General features: G+C 71.3%; 4 protein-coding genes (1 of these 4 cut by a window edge). All 4 read right to left on the reverse strand.

Features of this window, described 5'->3' with window-relative positions; translation table 11 throughout:
- Tightly spaced (each overlapping or abutting the next), the 4 genes in view from JHW41_RS12685 to JHW41_RS12700 form a layout consistent with a single transcriptional unit that may run on beyond the window.
- Positions 1 to 1,665 carry a multidrug ABC transporter permease/ATP-binding protein gene (locus JHW41_RS12685; RefSeq protein ID WP_250450624.1) on the reverse strand — a complete coding sequence of 555 codons (1,665 nt, stop codon included), beginning with the start codon at positions 1,663 to 1,665 and terminating at the stop codon, positions 1 to 3.
- Positions 1,656 to 10,232: a non-ribosomal peptide synthetase gene (locus JHW41_RS12690; RefSeq protein WP_250450633.1), complete on the reverse strand. Its 8,577-nt coding sequence runs from the start codon at positions 10,230 to 10,232 to the stop codon at positions 1,656 to 1,658. Before JHW41_RS12690 ends, JHW41_RS12685 begins: the two co-directional genes overlap by 10 nt.
- Positions 10,229 to 19,837, reverse strand: a complete 9,609-nt coding sequence (locus tag JHW41_RS12695) for a non-ribosomal peptide synthetase (protein ID WP_250450635.1) — start codon at positions 19,835 to 19,837, stop codon at positions 10,229 to 10,231. The genes JHW41_RS12690 and JHW41_RS12695 overlap by 4 nt, the downstream gene beginning before the upstream one ends.
- Positions 19,834 to 25,438: the 3' end of a non-ribosomal peptide synthetase gene (locus tag JHW41_RS12700; protein WP_250450644.1), read on the reverse strand. Its footprint extends 6,821 nt past the window's final position; only the last 5,605 of its 12,426 coding nucleotides appear in the window; its start codon lies off the right edge, out of view — the gene reads right to left on this strand; its stop codon occupies positions 19,834 to 19,836. Before JHW41_RS12700 ends, JHW41_RS12695 begins: the two co-directional genes overlap by 4 nt.

A 25,438-nucleotide genomic window follows, 5' to 3' on the forward strand; every position in this document is an offset into this window, starting at 1 on the left:
TTACCCCAGCGCTTGCGCCGGCGCATGCGCCATTCGCCCTCCCGTCGCGTGGTCGCCGTCGTACTCGGCCAACTGGCCGCCGTCGAGTTTCAGCACCCGGTCGGCGAGGTGGAAATAGCGGTCGTCGTGGCTGACCGCGACGATGGTCTTGCCGGCCGCGCGCAACTCCGGCAGCAGGTACTCGTAGAAGAAACGGCGGAACGCCGGGTCCTGGTCGGCCGCCCATTCGTCGAGCAGCAGGATCGGCCGCTGCTCGGCCCAGGCCAGCAGCAGCGCCAGACGCTTGCGCTGGCCCTGCGACAGGCGCGTGTCCGACAGCACGCCGTCGCCGACGGACACCTTGTGCGCCAGTTCCAGCCGGGCCAGCAGCGCCTGCGCGCGTTCGTCGCCGAAGTCCGCGCCGTCCGGGCCGAGCACGCGGTTGAACAAATGGAAATCGGAAAACACCGTGGCGAACAGGCGCCGCAGAGCCGGCGTGCGGGCGGCGTCGATCTCGGTGTCGTCCAGCCACAGCGCGCCCTGTTGCGGGCGGTACAGTCCCGACAGCACCCGCATCAGCGTGCTCTTGCCGCTGCCGTTGCCGCCGATCACGAACAACAGTTCGCCGCGGCGCAGGCTCAGGTCGATCGGGCCGACGCCGAAGCCGGTTTCCTCCGGCGTCGCGGCGGCATAACGGTAGGCCGCGCCGCGCAACTGCAGGCGCGACCAGTCCGCCGGCAGCGCCGTTTCGTCGTCGCCGAAGCCTTCGCGGTGCGGCGCCAGTTGCAGGCTGTCGACCTTGGCCAGGGCCACGCTGCCGGCGATCAGGCTCGGCACCGAACCGACCATGCCGGCCATCGGCGTGCGCAGGAACATCAGCGCGAAGGCGAACGTCGCGGCCGTGCCCGGGCTGGCCCAGCCGAGGTAGCCGACCAGGAAGAACACCAGACCGATGGTCGCCAGCAGGATCGTGTTGATCCAGTTCTGGTTGAGGCCGTTGTAGATGTCGGTGCGGATCTCGTGGTCGCGGCTGCGTTGGGCGTCGGGCTCGAACTCGTGTTCGTACACGCTGCGGGCGCGGTCGCGGTTCAGGGCCAGTTCCTTGCGGCCCTCGACCACGGCCTGGTAGTGACGGTACAGATGGTCTTCCATGTCGCGGGCCAGGCGCGCCTCGCGCCGGGTGCGCGCCATCAGCAACGCGCTGCAGCCGACCGCTATGGCGATCATCAGCGCGCAGGCGGCGAACAGCGGCAGCGACAGCCAGGCCAGATAGGCGAAGCCGCCGAAGGTCAGGGTCAGGCCATAGACCACCGACGGCAGGCTGGCGAAGGCCAGGGTGATGGTGTTGATGTCGCCGTTGAGGGTGGCCAGGATGCGCGCCAGCCCGACCGCTTCCAGCCGCTCCACGTCGGTGTCGAGCACCCGCTTGACCATGGTCTGGCGCAGCCGGTAGACCACCTTGTGGCCGAGCGTGGACATGGCCAGTTGCGCGGCGCTGCCGAACACGAACAAGGCCACCAGCAGCGCGGCGAAACCGGCCAGCCCGCGCGCGTCGCCGACCTGCGCCAGCAGGCGGTCGACGTAGCCGATCATCGCCACGCCGATCGCGGCGCTGACCAGGCTCAGCGACATCGCCAGGGCGATGAACGCGCGATGGCTGCGGAACAACAGGCGGATCAGCGACATGGGGACACCTCCGCGGCGCGGGCGCGGCGCGCGGCCGCGGCCACGGCGTCGGCCAGGGCCGGCGACTGCATGATCGAATAGTGATCGCCCGCCAGCACGGTTTGCTCGACCGCGGCATGCGCCTGCCACGCATCGGCGCCGCCGCCGAACAAGGCCACGCTGTCGGCGGCCTGCCAGTGCGCGACCGGCGCGGCGAGGCGGCCGGGACGGTAGCCCGCCAGCACCTCGTCCCAACTGCGGAACAGGCGCAATTGCAGCAGGTGGCGTTCGGCGTCGGCGACGCCCTGCCCCGCCAGCGTCGCGTAGTGCGCGGCGAGCACGGCTTGGCGCGCGGCTTCGTCGGCCGCTTCCACCAGCGCGACATCCAGCGCGACGAGCTGTTGCGGCTGCGCGTACAGCGGTTCGCGCTGGGCCGGCTCCAGGTAGGCGAAGTACTCCGGCAGCCAACGCAGGCCGTGCAAGGCCGGATCGGCGATGCGTTCCTTCTCGCGCCAGCCGAAGCAGTCGATCAGGCCGACCCAGGCGACCTGGTCGCCGGCTTGCTCCAGGCGCTCGGCCAGCGCGTAGGCGAGCGTGCCGCCGAGCGACCAGCCCAGCAGCGCGTACGGGCCTTCGGGCTGTTCGGCGCGGATCAGCGCCAGGTAGTCGTCGAGCAAGGCGTCCAGGCTCGCGGGACGCCACTGATTGTCGACCAGCATGCGCGAGTTGATGCCGAACGCGGCGACCTCCGCGTCCAGACGTTCCAGCGCCGGCGCATAGGCCAGGGTGTGGCCGCCGCCGGGGTGCAGGCAGAACAGCCGCTGTGTCGCCGCGCCGCCGCCGCGCAAACGCACCAGCGCATTGGCGCCGCCGCGCTGCGCGCCCAGATGCTCGCTCATGCGCGCGATGGTCGGATGCTGGAACACCAGCGCCAGCGGCAGGTCCTGGCCGCGCAGGCGGCGCAGGCGACTCAGCAGTGAGGTGGCGAGCAGCGAGTGGCCGCCGAGGGCGAAGAAATCGTCGTCGATGCCGAAGTCGCTGCGCGCCAGCACCTGCCGCCAGGCGTCCAACAGCTGCCATTCCAGCGCGTTGCGCGGCATGCGCCGGTCGGCCGCCTGGGTCGCTTCCGGCTTGGGCAGCGCCTTGCGGTCGAGCTTGCCGTTGGCGGTCAGCGGCAGCGCCGGCAGCAGCTGGATCTGGCGCGGCAGCATGTAGTCCGGCAGCACCGCGCGCAATGCGTCGCGCAGCGCTTGCGGATCGGGTTCGGCGTTCGGCGCGGCGACGGCGTAGGCCATCAGCCACGCGCCCTCGCCCTGCCCTTCGACCGTCACCGCGGCGTCGACGACCTGCGGCAACGCCGCGAGCTTGGCCGCGATCTCGCCCGGTTCGATCCGGTAGCCGCGCAGCTTGACTTGATCGTCGCCGCGGCCGCGGTACTCCAACGAACCGTCGACGCGGTAGCGGCCGAGGTCGCCGGAGCGGTAGCGGCGCTGCCCCTCGCGAACGACGAAGCGCTCGGCGGTCAGTTCCGGCCGCTGCCAATAGCCTTGGGCGACGCCGTCGCCTTCGACCACCAGTTCGCCGACCACGCCCAGCGGTACCGGTTGGCCGGCGTCGTCGAGCACATGCACGGCCAGGTCCGGCAATGCGCGACCGATGCGGCTGGCCGGGCTTTGCAGGTCTTCGTCGCTGAGGCGATGGAAGCTGACGTGCACCGTGGTTTCGGTGATGCCGTACATGTTGATCAGCTCGACGTCCGGGTAGCGCTCGCGCCAGGGTTGCAGGCGCGAAGGCTCCAGCGCTTCGCCGCCGAATACCACGGTTTTCACCTTCAGCGGTACGTCGCGTCGCAGCGCCTGCGACTGCAGCGCGTAGAACGCCGACGGCGTCTGGTTCAGCACGGTGATGCCCTGTTCGGCAAGCAGGTCGAGGAAGGCATCGGGTTGCCGGCACACCGCTTCCGGCACCAGCACCGCGCGGCCGCCGTACAGCCATGCGCCCCACAGCTCCCACACCGCGAAGTCGAAGGCGTGCGAGTGGAACAGGCTCCACACGTCGCTTTCGTCGAAGCTGAAGTGGCCGTCCTGCGTGGCCGCGGTGAACAGACGTTCGACATTGCGATGCGTGACCACCACGCCCTTGGGCGTGCCGGTCGAACCGGAGGTGTAGATCAGATAGGCCGGCGCGTCGGCGGGCACCTCGGGCAGATCGCCCGGCATCGCCGCATCGAGCTGCGCGCGAGTGAACGGATCGTCCAGGCACAGCGCCGTGCCGGGCAGCTCGACCGCCAACGCACGCAGGCTGACGCTGAGGCAGACGCCGCTGTCTTCGAGGACGAAACCGCGCCGCGCCGCCGGTGCTTGCGGATCGACCGGGACGTAGGCCGCGCCGGTTTTGAGAATCGCCAGCAGCGCAACCAACAGGTCGCAGCCGCGCGGCAGGCACAGGCCGACGCGCTGGCCGGGGCCGGCGCCTTGGCGGATCAGCAATGTCGCCAATTGCGAAGAACGCCGGTCGAGCGCGGCGTAGTCGAGCTCGCCGTCTTCGGCCGAGACCGCGATGCGCGCGGGATGGCGCTGCGCGACTTCGGCGAAGCGCGCGACCAGACTTCCGACGCATGGGTAGCTGGCGCGTTCGGTCCAGGCGGCGGATCGACTCTGCGATGGCAACAACGGCAAGTCGTCCAGCCGCTGCAACGACGGCAGCTGCTGCAACACGAAGGCCAGATCGTCCAGCATCTGCTCGACCAGCCAGCCGTCGAGCTTGCCGCGGTCGAGCACGGCTTGCACGTGCAGTCTGGATTCGTCGGCCAGCATCGCCAGGGTCAGCGGATAGTGGGTCAGGTCCGCGCCGTCGTGCTCGCGCACGCGCAGTTCGCCGCCATCCTCGCCCGGCGCGGCGGGATAGTTTTCGAACACCAGCAGGGTATCGAACGGCGACACGCCGCCCACCAGGCCCGACAAGGCCTGCACTTCGGCCAGCGGCAGGTGCTCGTACTCGCGCAGGTCCAGGCCGTGCCGTTGCAACTGCGCCAGCCATGCGCCCAGCGTTGGCGCCTGCTCCGGTCGCGTCCGGTCGAAGCGCAAGCGCAGCGGCAAGGTGTTGATGAACACGCCGAGCATGCGCTCCACCCCGGGCAGTTCGGCCGGACGGCCGGAACTGGTCAGGCCGATGCAGAAGTCGTCGCGGCCATAGTAACGGCGCAGCACCAGCGCCAGCGCGCCCTGCACCACGGTGCCTAGCGTGACCGCGTGAGCGGCAGCCAGCGCAGCCACGGCGGTCGCATCGAACTCGCGTCGCACATGGGCGAAACCGGGCCGAGGATCGGCGGCCTCCGGCAATCGCGCGGGCGCGTCGAGCGCGGCCAGTTCGCGCGACCACCAGGCGCTAGAGCCCGCGCGATCCTGCCGCGCCAGCCAGCCCAGATAATCGCGATACGGCGGCGCTGCGGGCAGCGTCGGCCGCTGCCCGCGCGCAAGCGCGCGGTAGCCGGCCATCACTTCCTGGATCAGCAGCGCCGAGCTCCAGCCGTCGACGATCAGATGGTGGCGTGTCCACACCACGATATGCCGCCGCGGCGCGCACTGCAGCAGGCGCACCCGCATCAGCGGCACCTCGTCGAGCGCGAACGGCGTATTGCGGTCCTCGCGTTGGATCTCGGCCAGGATCGCGGCGGTGCCTGCTTCGTCGCGATCGCGCAGGTCGTGCCGGCGCGGCGATAGCGACGCCCGGCTGCGAACCACCTGCAGCGGCCGTTCCAGGCCGTCCCAGGCGAAACCGGTGCGCAGGATCGGATGCCGCGCCAGCGCCAACGTCCAGGCCTGGGCGAACGCGTCCGCATCGAACTCGCCGTCGAGGGTGACCGTGCTCTGGTTGATGTAGAGCGGCTGCTCGCCGGCGTCCAGGGCGTGGAACAGCAAGCCTTGCTGCAGCGGCGATACCGGATAGACGTCTTCCAGGTCGGGGTAGCGGTGGATCAAACGGTCGAAACCGGCGTCGTCGAGCGCGGCCAGGGCCAGGTCGCTGCGCGTGGGGACGGCGGCGTCGCGGCCGTCCAGTGCCAGCAGCGCCTGCAGCGCGGCGATGAAATCGTCGGCCAGCGTCTGGATCGCATCGCGGCCGATCGCGTCGGCGGGATAGGTCCAATCCACGCTCAACTCGCCGTCGACGACGATGGCGCCGACATCGAGCAGATGGCTGCGGCGGGTGCCGGGCGCGCGGCTGCCGCCGTCGTCGCCGCCGGCGAAGTCCCAGCCCGCGGCCTCGCCCGAACGCACCTGGCCGAGGTAGTTGAAGCAGACCTGCGGTACCGGCAGGTCGGCGAGTTCGCCGTGCAGGTAGCGCAGCACGCCATAGCCCAGGCCGCGATCGGGAATGTCGCGCAGTTGGTCCTTGACCGCGGCCAGCGTCGCGGCCGGCACGGCGCCGGCGGGCAGACGCAGCCGCGCCGGGTAGCGGCTGGTGAACCAACCGACGGTTTCCGACAAATCCAGCTCGCTGTCGACCGGCTCGCGGCCGTGGCCTTCCAGCTCGATCAGGATCTCGTTCGCGCCGCACAGTCGCGCCAGCGCCGTCGCCAGCGCGGCCAGCAGCAGCTCCTGCGGTTGGGTGCGCAACGCGCGCGTGTCCTCGCCGAGCAATCGGGCGGTGGCGGCGCGATCGAGCCGCGCGTGCACGCTGGCGCTATCGCATTCGCGGTTGGCGCTGGCGGCGAACGGCAGCTGCGCGCAGTCGCCGGATTGCGGTCGCGCCCAGTAATCGCGCCATTGCCGCAGGCGCCGCGGCGACAGACCCTCGCGCAGATGCCGCTGCCATTGGCCGAAATCGCTCGGCGGCGGCGCCAGGGCCGGCGCGCGGCCGTCGGCGGCGTCGCGATAGGCGCGCTGCAGGTCCTCCAGCAACACGCGCCAGGACACGCCGTCGATCAGCAAATGGTGCGCGACCAGCAGCAGACGCCCATCCGCGGCATCGGCGGCGGTGAGATAGAGCGCGCGGAACAGCGGTCCGTTGTCGAGGTCCAGGCTGGCTTGCCAGGCGCGCATCGATTCTGCGCGGCTCGCCGCGTCGTCGCTTTCGCGATGGGCGAACTGCGCGGGCAGCCACGGGCCGATGCGCTGCTGCCACGTGCCGCTTGCATCGCGGCCGAAACGCGCGCGCAGCATCGGATGGCGTTCGGCCACGGCTCGTACGGCAGTCTCCAGCGCTGCCGGCTGCAGGCGCTCGGGAATGCGGATGCAGACCGACATGTTCCAGTGCGCGGGTTCGTCGAGCGTCTGCTCGAAGAACCAATGCTGGATCGGGGTCAAGCCGAATGCCTGTTCGGCTTCAGGTGCGGGCTTGGCCGCGGCGGGCGCCGGCGCGCTGGCTTGCACCTGCGCGCTGAGCGCGGCCAGGGTCGGATGGTCGTACAGCTGCCGCGGCATCAACGCCAGCCCGGCTTGGCGCGCCCGCGCTACCACTTGCAGACTCAGGATCGAATCGCCGCCGAGCGCGAAAAAGTTCTCGTGCGCGCCGATATGCTCGCGGCCCAGCAGCTTCTGCCACAGCTCGCGCAGCGTTTCGTTGACTGGGGTTTCGTCGTCGGCTTCGGCCGACGGATCGGTCTCGTCCTGCTGCAACAGCTCGGCCAGCGCCTGGCGGTCGATCTTGCCGTTGCCCAGACGCGGCATCGATTCGACCATGCGCCAGCGGGTCGGGCACAGGTATTCGGGCAGACGCTGCGCCAGCGCGTCGGCGACACCGTCCAGCGTGCCTTGCACGCAGGCGCCCAGTTGCAGTACGCCGTTGGCGCCCGGCAGGGCCAGCACCGCGGCGACTTCGACGCCGGGCAACTGCGCCAGCACTTGCTCGACTTCGCCCAGCTCCACGCGATAGCCGCGGATCTTGACCTGGTGATCGCCGCGACCCAGGTACACGATCCGGCCTTCGCTATCGATCTTGGCGAGGTCGCCGCTGCGGTACAACGTGCGGCCCGGCGCGAACGGATGCGCGACGAAGCGTTCGGCGGTTTGTTCCTCGCGCTGCCAATAGCCCAGCGACAGATTGCCGCCGCCCAGGTACAGCTCGCCGGCTACGCCGACCGGCGCCGACAAACCGAACCGGTCCAACACCCAGGCCTCGTTGCCGGCCAGCGGACGGCCCACCGGGACGCCCTGCTCCGCCGGCCATTCGTCCGGCACGGTGCAGGTCAGGACACCGACCGTGGTCTCGGTCGGACCGTAGTGATTGACGATCCGCAGCGACGGCGCGAGCGCGCGCACCTGCTGGACCAAGGCGCCGCTCAGCGCTTCGCCGCCGGTGACCAGGCATTCGCGCGGCAACACCGACGCGCCGCCGCCGGCCGCCAGCAAACCGGCCAGATGCGAGGGCACGATCTTCAGGCAATCCACCGGATGCGCCTGAAGATGCGCGGCCAGCGCTTGCGCATCGAACGCCAGTTCCGCCGGCAGCAGACGCACGCGGCGGCCGCTGAGCAAAGCACCGAACAAGGCGGTGAAACCCAGGTCGGCCGCGACCGTGGACAGCGTCGCCAGCGACGCATCTTCGGTCAGCCCCAACACCGGCAACACACCGGCGACGTAATGCGCCAGATTGCCCTGGCTCACCACCACGCCCTTGGGCGTGCCGGTCGAGCCGGAGGTGTAGATCAGATAAGCCGGGGTATCGATACCGACGTCCACGCGCGGCGGTTCCGCATATGGCGCGGTGTCGGCCAAGACCGATTCGGCATCGAGCCAACGCACGTTGGCCGGCAACCACGCCGGCGCGGCGCCCCAGCCGACCACGACACCCGCACCGCTGTCGTCGAGCACGGCGATCTGGCGCGCATCCGGATGTTGCGGGTCCAACGGCAACCATGCCGCGCCGCGATGCCATACCGCGGCCATCGCCGCCAGTTGCGCGAACGTCCGCGGCAGGCACAGCGCGATGTGCGCGCCCGGCAGCGTCCCCGCCGCGTCGAGCGCCGCGGCGATCCGCCCGGCCGCCGCGCGCAGCTGCGCGTAGGTCCAGTTGGCATCGCCTTCCTCTACCGCCACCGCTTGCGCCGGCGCTTGCCACAGCAGCGATTGCGCGGTGGCGACGGCCACGGGTTCGACGGTTTCGTTCCGCGCCTCATGCCCGAGCACGACCTCGCCGAAGCGAATCTGCGGCGCGGCGCAAACCTGTTCCAGCACCGTTTCGAAATCGGCGAGCAAGCGCTCGGCCGTCTGCGCCCGGAACAACTCGGTGCTGTACTCCAGATGCAGGCCGAGATGGGCCTCGTCGCGGCGCTCGGCGATGCGCAGGCTGAGGTCGAAACGCGCCAACCGCTGTTCCTGCGCCAACGGCGCGATGCTCAGCCCAGGCAGGGCCAGGGCGCCGGCGTCGGGCACGTTTTGTAGCACGAACAGCACCTGGCACAGCGGTGGACGGACGCCGTCGCGGGCGATGTCCAGCCGCTCCAGCACGTGCTCGAACGGCACCTGCGCATGCTCGAACGCTGCGGTGATGATGTCGCCTGCGGCCGCGGCCGCCTGATCGAAGCGCAGCGAGGCCTCGACCCGATGGCGGATCGCCAGAGTGTTGACCAGGCAGCCGATCAGCGGTTCGAGCTCGGCGCGTTGGCGGTTGGCGATCGAGGTCGCCATGCACAGATCGCCGGTGTTGCCGTAGCGCGCCAGCAGCCAACCGAACGCGGTCTGCAACAAGGTATACAGCGTGGTCTCGCGTCCCGGCAGCAGATTCGCGGTCAGGCCGTACAGGCGCCGGGTCAACGACGCCGGCAGCGTGCGCCTCGCTTCGGCGCCGCCGTGACCGCGCGCCTGCGCGGCGGGCCGGGCGCGGTCGAACGGCAGCGACAACTCGTCCGGCACGCCGGCCAGCGCGTCGCGCCAATAGTCGCTGTGGCGGCGGAAGCTGGCGCTGCGCTGCCACAGTCCTTCCCAGGCGGCGTAGTCGGCGTACTGCGCCGCCAGCGGCGCCAGCATCGCGGCGCGGCCGTCGGCCAGAGCCGAATAGGCCTGCACCAGTTCGTTCTGCAGCACGCCTTCGGACCAGGCATCGAACGCGATGTGGTGCACGCACCACAGCAAGGCCCAGCGCCGCTCGCCGAGCCGGTACAGCTCGATCCGCAGCGGCGCTTCGGCATCGAGCGCGAACGGCTGCGCCTGCATCGCGTCGAGCCGCTCGCGCAGCTGCCGGTCGGCATCGCCTTGCAGGGTGCGCTCTTCCAGCGCCAGCGGCGCGTGCGCCAGCACCTGCTGTTGCGGCACGCCGTCGACTTCGCGATAGACCGTGCGCAGCACCGCATGACGTTCGACGATCGAGTCCAAGGCGCCGCGCAAGGCGCGGAGGTTCAGCTCGCCGTGCAGTTCCAGGCCCGAGGCGAGGTTGTACAGCGCCTGTGCGGACATGCGCTCGACCAGGTACATGCGGCGCTGGGCGAACGACAGCGGCGTGGCCGCATCGGCGTCGGCGCGGGCCACGATCGGCAGCAGCGCCGCGTCCAGGCCGCGTTCGTCCAGGCGCGCCAGGAACAGATCCTGCTTGTGCGCCGGCAGGTTGATCGCGCGTTCGGCGATCGCGCGCAGTTCGGATGCAGCGGTCATTCCAGTTCGTCCAGCAGATCGTTGAGGAAGCCGATGTCGTCGGCGGCGATGCGCTGGTCCGCGGCGGCGATGCGCTCGGCCAGGGCGGCGATGGTCGGGCGAGCGAACAGCCCGGCCAGTTCCAGTTCCACGTTGAAGCGCGCTTCGACCCGCGCCTTGAGCCGGATCGCGCCGAGCGAGTTGCCGCCGAGAGCGAAGAAGTCGTCTTCGACCCCGACCTGCGGCAGCCGCAGCAGTTCGCACCAGATCGCCGCGAGCTCGCGTTCGCGTTCGTCGCGCGGCGCCACCGGCGCGGCCGCGGTGGCGGATGCGGCCAGGCGCGGGGCTTCGGGCAGGCGCTTGCGGTCGAGCTTGCCGTTGACCGTCAAAGGCAATTCCGGCACCACCGACCAGGCCTGCGGCAGCATGTAGTCGGGCAGCCGCGCGCCCAGCCACTGGCGCAGCGCGGCCGGCTCGACCTCGGCGGAGGCCGCGCCCGGATCGGCGACCGCATACGCGGCCAAGTACGCCTCGCCCTGCGCCGGCCGCACCGCGACGACCACCGCTTGGCGCAGCGCGGGATGGCCGGCCAGGACCGCGCCCACTTGTTCCGGATCGACCCGGTAACCGCGCAACTTAAGCTGATGATCGCTGCGGCCGAGGAATTCGAGTTGGCCCTCGCCGTTCCAACGCACCCGGTCGCCGCTGCGGTACCAGCGTTGGCCTTCGGATTCGAAGAACGCCTCGGCGCTGAGCTGCGGCTGGCCGTGATAGCCGCGGCCGACGCCGGCGCCGCCGATGACCAGTTCGCCCGGCAGTCCCGGAGCCACCGGCCAGCCGTCGCGACGCACGCTCAGGCGGGCGTCGCCGAGCGCCCGGCCGATGGCGACGCGGCCGTCGTCGCCGAGCCGGTAGTGGCTCGCCACCACCGTGGTCTCGGTCGGGCCGTAGGTGTTGATCAGTTGCGGCCCGCCGACGATGTGCCGGCGCCATTGTGCCAGCAAGCCCGGCTGCAGGCTCTCGCCGCCGAGCACGCACAGGCGCCAGCACGCCGGTGCCTGCGCGCCCTGCGCGGTTTCGGCGAGCACGTTCCACAACGCGGTCGGCAGGCTGGTCACGCTGATCGCCTGCGCCGCCAGCGCCGCGCAGAAGCCGCTGGCCTGAGCCAGGAACTGCGGACCGGCGACCACCACCGCCGCGCCGTGAGCCAGGCTCACCATGGTCTCTTCGATGGCGATGTCGAAACCGGGCGAGGCCAGGTTCAGCACGCGGTCGTGCGCGCCGATGGCATAGGCCGCGCCGGCCGCGTCGACGTAGGCGGCGAGGTTGTCGTGGCCGATCACCACGCCCTTGGGCGCGCCGGTCGAACCGGAGGTGTAGATCAGATAGGCGACGCCGACAGCGTCCGCCCAGCCATCGCTGTCGTCGTCGCCGTCTGGCGCTTCGGGTTCGCTGGCGGTGTCGATGGTCCAGCCCGGCACGCCCAGGTCGAGCGCGAAATCGGCGTGACGCAGCAGCGCGCCGGCGCCGGCATCGGCGGCGATGGCCTGCAGGTGCGCCGGCGGATGCGCCGGGTCCAGCGGCAGGAACGCGCGTGCGGCGCGCCACGCCGCCAGTTCGGCGACGATGGATTGCCAACCGCGCGGCGCCAGCACCGCGACCGGCGTGCCGTCGCGCGGCAGATGCCGGGCCAGCGCGCCGGCGCGGCGCCACAGGCTGCGGTAGTCCAGGCGGGTTTCGCCGTCTTCGACCGCCAGCGCCCGCGGCGTGCGCAGCGCGTGTTCGCGGATGCGCGCGGCGACAGGCGTCGGCGCCGGCGCGGTCGTCGGCGCCGGCCAGCGCTCCTCGATCCGGGCGAGTTCGTCCAGGGTCCGCGTCGGCGCGTCGGCGACCGCTTCGAGCAATCGCAGGTAGTGCGCGGCGAACTGCTCCACGCTGTCGGCATCGAACAGATCGGTGGCGTACTCCCAGAACGCCACGCAGCCGTCTTCGAGCTGGTTGACGTCCAGCGACAGATCGAACTTGGCGCTGCGACTGGGCGCGTCGAGCGCATGCGCCTCGATGCCGGGCAGCGACAGCCGCATCGGCTGCGCGGACTGCGCCGAGAACATGATCTGGAACAGCGGATTGTGGGCCAGTTCGCGCGGCGGCCGCAGCGCATCGACCAGATGCTCGAACGGGGTGTCCTGATGCGCCAGCGCCTGGGTCACCGTGGCCGCCACCGCGTCCAGCAGCTGATCGAAGCGCATCGACGGTTCGGCGCGGTGGCGCAGCACAAGAGTGTCGACGAAGAAGCCGATCATCCCGTCCAGGCCGGCACGGTCGCGCGCCGCCGACGGCGTGCCCAGCACGATGTCCTCGGCTTCGCTGAAGTGATGCAGCCACAGCACGAACACCGCCTGCAGCAGCACGTAGCGGCTGACCCGCTGGCGCGCCGCCAGCGCGTCCAGCCGCGCCACCAGCGCCGGCGGCAGCGGTTGGCGCAGGGTCGCGCCGGCGTAGGAGCGCTGCGGCGGACGCGGCCGGTCCAGCGGCAGGTTGTGCACCGTCGGCAAGCCGTGCAGGCGCTCGCGCCACCACGCCAGTTCCTGCGCCGCACTCGCCTGCCCTTCGCGGCCGCGTTGCCACAGCGCATAGTCGCCGTACTGCAGCGGCAGCGCCGGCAAGGCTTGCGCCGGTTCGGCGTAGGCCGCCTGCAAGTCGGCGAGCAGGATCGGCAGCGAGGCCGCGTCGGCGACGATGTGGTGCAGCACCAGCACCAGCACATGGCGGTCGGCGGCGCGGCGCAGCAAGGCCACGCGCAGCGGCGCTTGCTCGGCCAGGTCGAACGGGCGCGCGGTCAGTTCCGCCACGCGCTCGCGGCAGGCCTCGTCGCTGCAACCGGTCGCGTCTTCGATCCAGCCGATGCCGGCCGCGGCCGGGCGCACGGTATGATGGCCTTCGCCGTCGCGTTCGCCGAATCGGCTGCGCAGGATCTCGTGGCGCACGCACACCGCGTCGAACGCGGCCAGCAAGCGCGCGGCGTCGAGTTCGCCGCGCAGCTCCACCACCGCCGGAATCAGGTAGTCGGCGGCGCCGCCGGTCAGGCGTTCCAGCGCCCACAACCTGGCCTGGCCGAACGACAACGGCAGTTCGCCGGAGCGATCGGTCGCGGCCGGCGCGTCGGCGTTCGCGCCGTCGGCCAGCGCGTCGATGCGCGCGGCCAGCTCGCGCACGGTCGGCGCGGCGAAGATCGCCGCCAGCGGCGGCGCATGCGGATAGCGTTCGCGCACCCGCGCGAGCAGGCGCACGGCCAGCAGCGAATGGCCGCCGTGGGCGAAGAAGTGGTCGGTCGTACCGAGGCCGTCGTCGCCGAGCAGTTCGCGCCACAGCTCCAGCAGGACCGCTTCGGTCGCGGTCCGCGCGGGCTGGGCCGCGATGGGCTCGCGTTGCCATTGCGGCGCCGGCAGCGCGGCGCGGTCGAGCTTGCCGTTGACGGTCAGCGGCAGGCGCGCCAGCACGGCGTAAGCCTGCGGGCGCATGAAGGCGGGCAAGCTGCGTTCGACCTGCCGCTCGGCGCGCTCGCACAGCACGGTCGCGTCTTCGTCGCCGGCCAGCCACGCGACCAGTCGCGGTTCGCCGGCGGGATCGGTGCGCAGATCGACCGCGGCGGCGCGCACGCCGGGCACGGCCTGCAACTGCGCGGCGACTTCGCCGGTCTCGATGCGGAAGCCGCGCAGCTTGATCTGACCGTCGCCGCGCGACAGATAGCGCAGTTCGCCGTCGCCGCCCAGGTGCACGCGGTCGCCGGTGCGGTACGCGACTGCGCCGTCGGCATCGACGACGAAGCGTTCCGCGGTCAGGTCCGGCCGGCCCAGATAGCCCGACGCCAGCGCGGGACCGGCGACGTAGAGTTCGCCGATCGCGCCCTGCGGCAGCGGCGCGCCACGCGCGTCGCGCACGCTCAGGCGCAGGTTCGGCAGCGGCCGCCCGATCGGCGGCAGCGCCGGCCAGCGCAGCGGATCGGCCGGCAAGGTATGCGCCGTGACCACGTGGGTCTCGGTCGGCCCGTAGTGATTGACCAGACGGCATTGCGGATGCGCGGCGAAGAAACTGCGCAGTGCCGGCGAAACCGACAGCGCCTCGCCGGCGACCGCGACCAGGCGCAGCGCCGGCAACGGCCGTTGCGCCAGCATCGGCAACAAGGTCAGTACCGCCACGGGCAGGAACAGCCGCTGCACGCCGCGCGTATGGATCAGCTCGACCAAGGCCGGCAGGTCCTGGCGCTGCGCCTCGTCGACCAGCACCAGGCGCGAACCGCTGGCCAGCGCGGTGAAGATCTCCTGGAACGAGACGTCGAAGTTCAACGAAGTGAACTGCAGCGTCGCCAGGCGTTCGCCGAACACAGGCTGGTCGGCGGCCTGCGCGGCCAGCAACTGGGTCAGGGCGCGATGCGGCAGGACCACGCCCTTCGGCGTGCCGGTCGAGCCGGAGGTGTAGAGCACATAGGCGGCGCTGTCGGGATCGATGGCCGCCGTCGGTGCTGGCGCGAAGACCGCATCCGCGGCGGGCATCGGCAGGCGCGGCGCATCGGCGCCGATCAGCGCCGCCTCGCCCGCCGCGTCGGCGAGGATGCAGCGCAATCGCGCTTCCGCGGCGATGCGCAGCAAGCGCTCGCTCGGATAGGCCGGGTCCAGCGGTACATAAGCCGCGCCCAGGCGCAGGCAGGCGAGAATGGCGACGACCGGCGCGCAGCCGCGCGCCAGGCACAGGCCGACCCGGTCGCCGGCACGGACGCCGTGGGCGTACAGATAGTCGGCGCAGTCGCGCGCCTGCCGCGCGAGTTCGGCGTACTCGATGCGATGCTCGCCGTGCTCCAGCGCGACCGACTGCGCATGGACTTGGGCGCTGTGCTCGAACCAATGCCAAAGATCGGCGTGCGCGACGGCCGCCGTGGCGGGTGCCGGCTTCGGCACGGCCGCGGCGGCGAGCGCGAGTTCGCCGGCCGGCGCGTCGGGACGCTCGGCCAGATCGGCCAGCAGCGCCGCCAGCGATTCGCCGAGACTGCGTACGGTCTCTTCGCGCAGCAGCGCGGCGGCGAATTCGAACTGACCGTGCAAGCCGCCGTCGCGGCGGGTCAGGTGCAGGCTCAGGTCGAACTTGGCCGTGCCGCTGCCGTGGTCGAGCGCAACCAGGCGCGCATCGGGGAATTCCAGCGCGGCGCCGCCTTCGTGCAATGCGAACAGGATCTGGAACAGCGGCGACGGCCCGCCCTGCCCGGCCGACCCCAGCGCCTCGACCAGGGTGTCGAAGGGCTGCGCCTGGCGATCGAAATCGGCCAGGTATTGCGCGCGGCCGGCGCGCAACGAGTCGGGCAGGCTACGCGAGCGGTCGACGGTTTCGCGCAACACCAGGGTGTTGGCGAAGAAGCCGATGGTGTGCTCAAACTCGGCGCGCTCGCGGCCGGACACCGGCGTGCCCAGGACGATGTCGTCGTTGTCGGAATAGCGCGCCAGCACCAGCGCGAACGCGCTCTTGAGCAGCATGAAGGCGGTGACGCCGCAGTCCAGCGCCAATGCGTCGAGCCGGGCCACCAGCGCCGCCGGCAGCACGAAGGCGTAGTGGCCGCCGCGATGATCGGGGCGCTCGGGCCGCGGGTAGTCCAGCGGCAGGCTGTGCACCGCCGGCGCGCCGGACAGGCGTTCGCGCCAATAAGCCAGCAAGTCGCGTTCGCGCTCGGGCGTGAGCAGGCGCCGTTGCCAATCGGCGAAATCGGCGTAGTGCAGGCGCGAAGCGTCTTCGTCGTCGCGCTCGCCGCGCAGCGCCGCGCGATAGGCCGCGTTGGCCTGGGCCATCAGCAGGCCCAGCGAGGCGCCGTCGGCGGCGATGTGGTGCAGGCAGACCAGCAGCGCGTGCTCGTCCGCGCCCAGCCGGATCAATTCGATCCGCAGCGGCAGTTCGCGCCCCAAATCGAACGCGGCGGTCGCGCTGGCGTGCAGGCGTTGCTGCAGGCGCGCCTCGCGTTGCGCCGGCGCCAGCGCCGACAGGTCGAGCTCCCGCCACGGCAGCGCGGCCTGCGGATCGGGCAGCGCATACGGCGTGCCGGCGTCGCTGGCGATGCGGCTGTGCAGCGCCTCGTGCCGCGCCAGCAGGCAGGCGAACGCGGCGCGCAGCGCGGCCGGGTCCAGCGCGCCTTCGATCCGCCACGCGCCGGGCATGTTGTAGCTCGGCGAAGCGGCGTCGAGCTGTTGCAGGAACCACAGCCGGCGCTGTGCGGGCGACAGCGGCAGACGCTGGGTGCGCGACAGCCGTTGCGGTATCGCGGTCTCGACCTCGCCGCGCTCCAATGCCGCGGCCAGGGCGCGCACGTTCGGCGCGGCGAACAGTTCGCGCAGCGGCAGGGCCCGCTGCAGGCGCGTGCGGATCAGGCCGGCCAGCCGCGCCGCGGCCAGGGAATGGCCGCCGGCGCGGAAGAAGTCATCGTCCGGGCCGAACCCGGGCTGGCCCAGCACTTCGCGGAACAACGCCAGCAACGCGGTTTCGCGCTCGTCCAGCGCTGCTGCCGGCGCCGCCGCCGCGGCGTCCCAATCCGGCGCCGGCAGGGCGCGGCGGTCGAGCTTGCCGTTGACGTTCAGCGGCAGGCGCGGCAAGCGCACGAACCGGCTCGGCACCAGGTAGAACGGCAGTTCGCGCGCGAGCGCGGCGCGCAAGTCGGCTTCATCGGGCACGGCCTGGTCGGTCGCGTCGCCGACGTCGGCATCGGCCTGCCAATAGGCGATCAGGCGATTGTCGCCGGCCGGATCGCGCAGGCAGACCGCGCAGGCATCGGCGACGCCGGCGAGGCCGCGCAACGCCGGTTCGATTTCGCCGGGTTCGACCCGGAACCCCTGCACTTTGGCCTGATCGTCGCGCCGGCCGAGAAACTGCAGTTCGCCGTCGCGCCAGCAGACGCGGTCGCCGGTGCGGTAGACGCGCTCGCCCTGGAGCTCGGCGAAGCCGGCGGCGTTCGCGGCGGCGTGGCCGATATAGCCCTCGCCAACGCCCTCGCCCGCCAGCACCAACTCGCCGGGCACGCCTTCGGGCACGCGCGCTTCGCCCTGCAACACCAGGCAGCGCGTGTTCGCGTACGGGCGGCCGATGCGCACGTCCTCGCCCGCGCCGAGATCGAAGCAGGTCGCGGCCACCGTGGCCTCGGTCGGGCCGTAGGTGTTGAGCAGGCGCAGGCGCGTCCCGACCGTGCGGCGCCAGGCGCGCACGCACTCGGCGCGGGCCGCTTCGCCGCCGATCGCCAGCAGCCGCAGCGGACTGTCGGCCGGCACCGCCGCGGCGGGATCGCCGCACAGCACATGCCAGAACGTGGTCGGCAGCGAGGCCACCGAAATCGCCTGCGCGGCAACGAAAGCGGCGAAGCCGGCCGGACCGGCCACGCTTTCTTCATCGCGCAACACCAGCGCGGCGCCCGCGGCGAGCGCGCAGAAAATCTCCTCGACGCTGATGTCGAACGACAGCGAGGCGAACTGCAGCACCCGGTCGCGCGGTTCGATCCGGTACTGCTCGGCGACGGCGCGCACGTAGCCGGCCAGATTGCGCTGCGAGATGCGCACGCCCTTGGGCCGGCCGGTCGAGCCGGAGGTGTAGATCGCGTAGGCCGGGTGTTCCAGTGCGTCTTGCCGCGGCGGCGTCGCGGCGCCATGCGGCGCTTCGGTCAGCGCCCCGGGCGCGACCCATGCGGCGTCGCCGACCGGCGCCTCGGCGATCAGCAGCCGGCAACCGGCGTCGGCCAGGATGAAGGCGCAACGCTCCTGCGACAATGCGGTGTCCAGCGGGACGTAGCCGGCGCCGAGCCAATGGCAGGCCAACAGGCATTCGATCGCCGCCGCGCCGCGCGGCAAGCGCAGCGCCACCAGATCGCCGGCTTTCACGCCGCGGGCGGCCAGGGCCGCTGCGGCAGCGGCCACGTTGCGCAGCAGCTCGCGATAGCTCAGCGTGCGCGCGCCGTCGACCAGCGCGATCGCCTCAGGCGCGCGCTCGGCGTGCTCGGCGATCTCGCTCAGCACTGGGCGCTCGCCGCGCACGCGCACCTCGCCTTCCCAAGCCTGCAGCGTCTGCCGTTGCGCATCGTCGAGCATGTCGAGCGCGCTCAATGGCGCGTCCGTGTCCGCGCACATCTGCGCCAGCAGGCGCCGCAGCTGCTCGGCCATGGCCGCGATGCGCGCCGGCGCGAACAATTCGGTGTTGTATTCGAAACTCAGTTCGATGCCGTCGTCGCCATCGAGCGCATCCAGCGACAGCTCGAACTTGCTGCCGGCTTGCGGCAGCGGCCACGGCCGGATGTCCAGGCCCGGCAGGCGCAACCCGTCGCCTTCGCGGCGCTGGTAGGACAGCATGATCTGCAGCAGCGGCGCATGGCTGAGGCTGCGCGCCGGCTGCACGGCTTCGATCAGCTTGTCGAACGGCAACGCCTGGTGCGCGAACGCCTCCAGGGTGGCGCGCTTGACTTGCGCCAGCCACGCACCGACCGACGCGTCTTCCTCGACCCGATGGCGCATCGCCAGGGTATTGACGAAGAAGCCCACCAGCGGCTGCAGTTCGCGATGTTCGCGTCCCGACACCGGCGTGGCGAAGGCGGCGTCGGCGTGGTCGCCGTGGCGCTTGAGCAGCAGCGCGAACGCCGCCTGCAGCACCACGAAGACGGTCGCATCGTGGGCTTGGGCCAGCCCCAGCACCGCGGCGCGTTCGTTCGCGTCCAGGCGCAGGCTCACCCGCGCGCCGGCATTGCCGAGCCGCTCCGGCCGCGCGCGATCGGTGGTCAGCGCATGCAGCGGCGCCAACCCATCCAGGCGATCGAGCCACCAGTCGCGGCTGGCGTCGAGCCGGCCTTCGCGCCAGCGCTCGCGCTGCCAATGGGCGTAATCGGCGTACTGCAACGGCAACGGTTCCCACGCTGGCTCGGCGCCGTCCAGCGCCGCGGCGTAGGCCTGGGCGAACTCGCGGGTAAGCACCGTCATCGACTGCGCATCGCCGGCGATGTGGTGCAACAGCAGCAACAGCACATGCCGCTGCGGGCCCAGCGCGAACGCGTGCACGCGCAGCATCGGCCCGCGTTCCAGGTCGATCGGGTCGGCGCAGGCGGCGGCGATGGCTTGCGCCAACGCCGCGTCTTGATCGTCGCTCGCCGCCAACTCGCGCCAATGCAGCGGGTCGGGCCAAGCATCCAGCCGATGCGCGAGCGCTTCGCCGTCGCGCTCGCGGAATACCGTGCGCAGCGATTCGTGGCGCGCCATCAGCGCCTGGATGCCGCGGCGCACCGCGTCGTGGTCGAGTGCGCCGCGCAGTTCCAACGCGGTCGGGATCAGGTACAGCGCCGGGTCGGATTCCAGCTGTTGCAACAGCCACAGGCGTTGCTGCGCCGGCGACAACGGCGCGTCCTGGCGGTCGCGCAGACGCGGGATCGGCGCTTCGCCGGCCGCGGCGGCCGGATCGTTGGCGGCGAGCAAGTTGGTCAACTCATCGCGATGGGCCTTGAGCCGGTCGCGCAGCGCCGGCGTCAGCACGCCCGGCGGCGCCTGCACTTGCAGGCGGCCGTCGGCCAGGCTCAGGCGCACGCCCTGGCGGCGCAGGTCGATCAGCAGTTGCGAGGCGCTCATAGTTCGAAGCTTTCCCAGGTGTCGTCCGCGCGTTCGGGCGCCGCTTGCGGTGCGGCGAGAGCGTCGAGCAAGGCGGCCTGTTCGGCCAGCCGCGGCTGCTCGAACAGGGATTTCAGCGGCACGGCCACCGCGAACTCGACGCGGATGGCCTCGGCCAGGCGCACCACCAGCAGGGAGTGGCCGCCGCGGGCGAAGAAATGCGCGTCGCGTCCGGGCAACTCGCCGCCCAGCAGTTGCTGCCACAATTCGGCCAAGCGTCGTTCGCTGGCCGATTCGAGTACGCCTTCGTCGCGTTCCCCGGTCTGCGGCTTGGGCAGCGCCTTGCGGTCGAGCTTGCCGTTGGCGGTCAGCGGCAGCGCCGGCAGCAGCTGGATCTGGCGCGGCAGCATGTAGTCCGGCAGCACCGCGCGTAATGCGTCGCGCAGCGCTTGCGGATCGGGTTCGGCGTTCGGCGCGGCGACGGCGTAAGCCATCAGCCATGCGCCCTCGCCCTGCCCTTCGACCGTGACCGCGGCGTCGACGACCTGCGGCAACGCCGCGAGCTTGGCCGCGATCTCGCCCGGTTCGATCCGGTAGCCGCGCAGCTTGACCTGATCGTCGCCGCGGCCGCGGTACTCCAACGAACCGTCGACGCGGTAGCGGCCGAGGTCGCCGGAGCGGTAGCGGCGCTGCCCCTCGTGAACGACGAAGCGCTCGGCGGTCAGTTCCGGCCGCTGCCAATAGCCTTGGGCGACGCCGTCGCCTTCGACCACCAGTTCGCCGACCACGCCCAGCGGTACCGGTTGGCCGGCGGCGTCGAGCACGTGTACGGCCAGATCCGGCAGCGCACGGCCGATCCGGCTGGCCGGGCTTTGCAGGTCTTCGTCGCTGAGGCGATGGAAGCTGACGTGCACTGTGGTTTCGGTGATGCCGTACATGTTGACCAGCTCGGCATCCGGGTAGCGCTCGCGCCAGGGTTGCAGGCGCGAAGGTTCCAGCGCTTCGCCGCCGAACACCACGGTCTTCACCTTCAGCGGTACGTCGCGTCGCAGCGCCTGCGACTGCAGCGCGTAGAACGCCGACGGCGTCTGGTTGAGCACGGTGATGCCCTGTTCGACGAGCAAATCGAGGAAGGCATCGGGTTGGCGGCACACCGCTTCCGGCACCAGCACCGCGCGGCCGCCGTACAGCCACGCGCCCCACAGTTCCCACACCGCGAAGTCGAAGGCGTGCGAGTGGAACAGGCTCCACACGTCATGTTCGTCGAATGCGAAATGGCCATCCTGCGTGGCCGCGGTGAACAGCCGCTCGACATTGCGATGCGTGACCACCACACCCTTGGGCGTGCCGGTCGAACCCGAGGTGTAGATCAGATACGCCGGCGCGTCGGCGGGCACCTCGGGCAGTTCGCCCGGCACCACCGCATCGAGCTGCGCGCGAGTGAACGGATCGTCCAGGCACAACGCCGTGCCGGGCAGTTCGACCGCCAACGCACGCAGGCTGACGCTGAGGCAGACGCCGCTGTCTTCGAGGACGAAACCGCTTCGTGCCGCCGGTGCTTGCGGATCGACCGGAACGTAGGCCGCGCCGGTTTTGAGAATCGCCAGCAGCGCGACCAGCAGATCGCGGCCGCGCGGCAGGCACAGGCCGACGCGTTGGCCGGGGCCGGCGCCTTGGCGGATCAGCAATGTCGCCAATTGCGAAGAACGCCGGTCGAGCGCGGCGTAGTCGAGCTCGCCGTCTTCGGCCGAGACGGCGATGCGCGCGGGATGGCGCTGCGCGACTTCGGCGAAGCGCGCGACCAGACTTCCGACGCATGGGTAGCTGGCGCGTTCGGTCCAGGCGGCGGATCGACTCTGCGATGGCAACAACGGCAAGTCGTCCAGCCGCTGCAACGACGGCAGCTGCTGCAACACGAAGGCCAGATCGTCCAGCATCTGCTCGACCAGCCAGCCGTCGAGCTTGCCGCGGTCGAGCACCGCTTCGATGCGCAACCCCTCGTCTTCGGGCACGGCCGTCAGCATCAACGGATAGTTGCTGTGGGCGCGATGATCCAGTTCCTCGATGCGCGGGCCGGCATCACCGCCGCGCGCGGCCGCGGGCAGATTCTCGAACACCAGCAAGGTATCGAACAGCGAACCCGCATCGGCCGCGCCGGCGCGCTGGATCTCCGCCAGCGGCAGGTAGCCGTGGGTGCGCAGGTCGAGATTGCGCCGCTGCAGGTTCTGCAGCCACGACGCCGGCGCGGCTTGCCCGGCCGTGACGACGCGCAACGGGACGCTGTTGATGAACACGCCGAGCATGCGTTCCACCCCGGCCAGTTCCGGCGGGCGTCCGGCGATGGTGATGCCGAGGGCGAAATCGTCGCGGCCGTAATAGCGCCGCAACACCAGGGCCAGCGCGCCTTGCAGCAGCGAATTGGCGGTCAGGCCACGACCCTGTGCCCAGGCCGCGGCCGCGGCGAAATCGAACCGGCGCGCCAGCGATGCGTATCCAGCCGCCGGTTCGGCCGCTTCGGGCAATGCCACCGGTTCCAGGCCGCCGAGTTGTTCGTGCCAGAATGCGCGCGCGGTCGCCGGGTCTTGTTCGCGCAGCCACTGCAGGTAATCGCGGAACGGCGGCGCGGCCGCCAGTCGCGGCGTGCGGCCTTCGCGCAATGCGGCGTACAGGCGCCAGACCTCGCCGAGCAGCAGCGCCGAGCTCCAGCCGTCGACGATCAGGTGGTGGCGGGTCCATATCAGCCAGTGCTCGTCCGCGCCGCGGCGCAGCAGCGCCAGCCGCATCAGCGGCGGCGCGGCGAGATCGAAACCGATGTCGCGTTGCTGCGCCTGCAATTCGGCCAGGCGCGATTGCGCCTGGGCCGGGTCCAGATCGCTCCAGTCCTGCTCGATCGACGGCAGCTCGACCTGCCGGTGCGGCAATTGCCGCGCCGAGGACAGCCCTTGCACGACGAAGCCGCTGCGCAGGATCGGATGGCGCGCCAGCGCTTGCCGCCACGCGTCGGCGAAGGCCTCGGCGTCGAGCGCGCCGTGCAGCGCCACCGTGGTCTGGTTGATGTAGGGATCGGCCTGTGCGTTGAGCAGACTGTGGAACAGCAAGCCTTCCTGCAATGGCGCCAGCGGATAGACGTCCTGCGCCTGCGGAAGCCGGGCCAGCAGCGCGTCCAGTTGCGTCGTATCCAGTCCGGCCAGCGGCAGGTCGGCGAGCGTCGGTCGCGGCTCGGCGGTCTGCGCGCAGGCGATCAGCTCGCGCAATGCGGCCAGATAGCGTCGGTTCAGCGCCTGCAGCGCCTCGCCCGTCGCCGCGTCGCGCGGCCAGGCCCAGTCCAGGCGCAGTTCGCCGTCGACCAACATCGCGTTGAGGTCGAGCAGATGGCGGCGGCGATTGCCGCCGGCGCGGCCGCCGCCGTCGTGCTCCTCGCACAGGGTCCAACCGTCGCGTTCGCCGGCGCGCAGCTGGCCGAGATAGTTGAAGCAGACCTGCGGCAGCGGCAGGTCGGCGAGTTCGCCGTGCAGGTAGCGCAGCACGCCGAAGCCCAGCCCGCGATCGGGGATCGCCCGCAGTTGGTCCTTGGTCGCACGCAGCGCCGCGCCGGGGTCTTCGCCGGCCGGCAGGCGCAGCGCCAACGGATAGCGCGCGGTGAACCAGCCGACCGTGCGCGACAGATCCAGGTCCGCGCCGAGGTCGTCGCGGCCGTGGCCTTCCAGCTCGACCCACAGCGTGGTCGCCTCGGCGTCGCCGCGCAGCGCCAGGGCCAGCGCTGCCAGCAACAGCTCCTGCGGTTCGTTGCCGTAGGCGCGGGCGGTCTGGGTCAGCAAGCGCTCGGTCCACTCGCGGTCGAGGCGGTCGTGCAGATGCGCCGTGTCCGCGTAGCGATTTTCGCTGTCCTGCCACGGCAGTCGGGTCGCGTCGGCATCCGGATCGAGAGCGCACCAGTAACCGCGCCAACGCTCCAGGGTGGCCGTGGGCAGTTGTCGCAACGCAGCCTGCCATTCGCCGAAACTGCAGGCTTCGGCGGCCAGCGCCGGAACGCGGCCGGCGCGGCGCTCGGCGTAGGCTTGTTGCAGGTCGTCGACGATGACCGCCCAGGACACCGCATCGACCAGCAAATGGTGCGCGGCGAACAACATCCGGGTTTCCCCGTCCTGCGGCCCGGACAGGGCCAGCACGCGCCACAGCGAGCCATCGAAGGTCAGGCTGGACTGCCATTGCGCCAACAAGGCTTCGCGTTGTCCGGCGTCGGCTTCGCGATGGACGAAATTGTCGGCCTGCCATGCGCCGATGCGCTGGCGCCACTGTCCGCCGGCAGCGCGCTGGAAGCGTGCGCGCAGCATCGGGTGCGCGGCGGCGACATCGGCCAACGCCGCGGCGAAGGCGGTGGTGTCGAGCGCGCCGGGCAGTTTCAGGTACAGCGACATGTTCCAGTGCGCGGGTTCATCGAGCGCCTGCTCGAAGAACCAATGCTGGATCGGGGTCAGCCCGAATGCCTGTTCGGCTTCAGGCGCGGGCTTGGCGGCGGCGGGCGCCGGCGCGCTCGCCTGCACCTGCGCGCTGAGCGCGGCCAGGGTCGGATAGTCGTACAACTGTCGGGGCATCAGCGCCAGCCCGGCTTGGCGCGCCCGCGCTACGACTTGCAGACTCAGGATCGAATCGCCGCCGAGCGCGAAGAAGTTCTCGTGCGCGCCGATATGCTCGCGGCCCAGCAGCTTTTGCCACAGCTCGCGCAGCACTTCGTTGACCGGGGGTTCGTCGGCGGTCTCGGCCGACGGATCGGTTTCGTCCTGCTGCAACAACTCGGCCAGCGCCTGGCGGTCGATCTTGCCGTTGCCCAGGCGCGGCATCGATTCGACTACGCGCCAGCGGGTCGGGCACAGGTATTCGGGCAGACGCTGCGCCAGCGCGTCGGCGACACCGTCCAGCGTGCCTTGCACGCAGGCGCCCAGTTGCAGTACGCCGTTGGCGCCCGGCAGAGCCAGCACCGCGGCGACTTCGACGCCGGGCAACTGCGCCAGCACTTGCTCGACTTCGCCCAATTCCACGCGATAGCCGCGAATCTTGACCTGGTGATCGCCGCGACCCAGATACACGATCCGGCCTTCGCTATCGATCTTGGCCAAGTCGCCGCTGCGGTACAACGTGCGGCCCGGCGCGAACGGATGCGCGACGAAGCGTTCGGCGGTTTGTTCGTCGCGCTGCCAATAGCCCTGCGACAGATTGCCGCCGCCCAGGTACAGCTCACCGGTCACGCCGACCGGCTCCGGCAGGCCGAACCGGTCCAGCACCCAGGCCTCGTTGCCGGCCAGCGCACGGCCCACCGGAACGCCCTGCTCCGCCGGCCATTCGTCCGGCACGGTGCAGGTCAGGATACCGACCGTGGTCTCGGTTGGGCCGTAGTGGTTGACGATCCGCAGCGACGGCGCGAGCGCGCGCACCTGTTGCACCAAGGCGCCGCTCAAGGCTTCGCCGCCGGTGACCAGGCATTCGCGCGGCAACACCGACGCGCCGCCGCCGGCCGCCAGCAAACCGGCCAGATGCGAGGGCACGATCTTCAGGCAATCCACCGGATGCGCCTGAAGATGTGCGGCCAGCGCTTGCGCATCGAACGCCAGTTCCGCCGGCAGC

Source organism: Lysobacter enzymogenes, from assembly GCF_023617245.1.
Classification (GTDB): Bacteria; Pseudomonadota; Gammaproteobacteria; order Xanthomonadales; family Xanthomonadaceae; genus Lysobacter; species Lysobacter yananisis.

What these genes read in the sequence shown, in the direction of transcription:
- JHW41_RS12690 (WP_250450633.1), bottom strand. Translation starts at nt 10,232, where the DNA reads ATGACCGCTGCATCCGAACTGCGCGCGATCGCCGAACGCGCGATCAAC.
- JHW41_RS12685 (WP_250450624.1), bottom strand. Translation starts at nt 1,665, where the DNA reads ATGTCGCTGATCCGCCTGTTGTTCCGCAGCCATCGCGCGTTCATCGCC.
- JHW41_RS12695 (WP_250450635.1), bottom strand. Translation starts at nt 19,837, where the DNA reads ATGAGCGCCTCGCAACTGCTGATCGACCTGCGCCGCCAGGGCGTGCGC.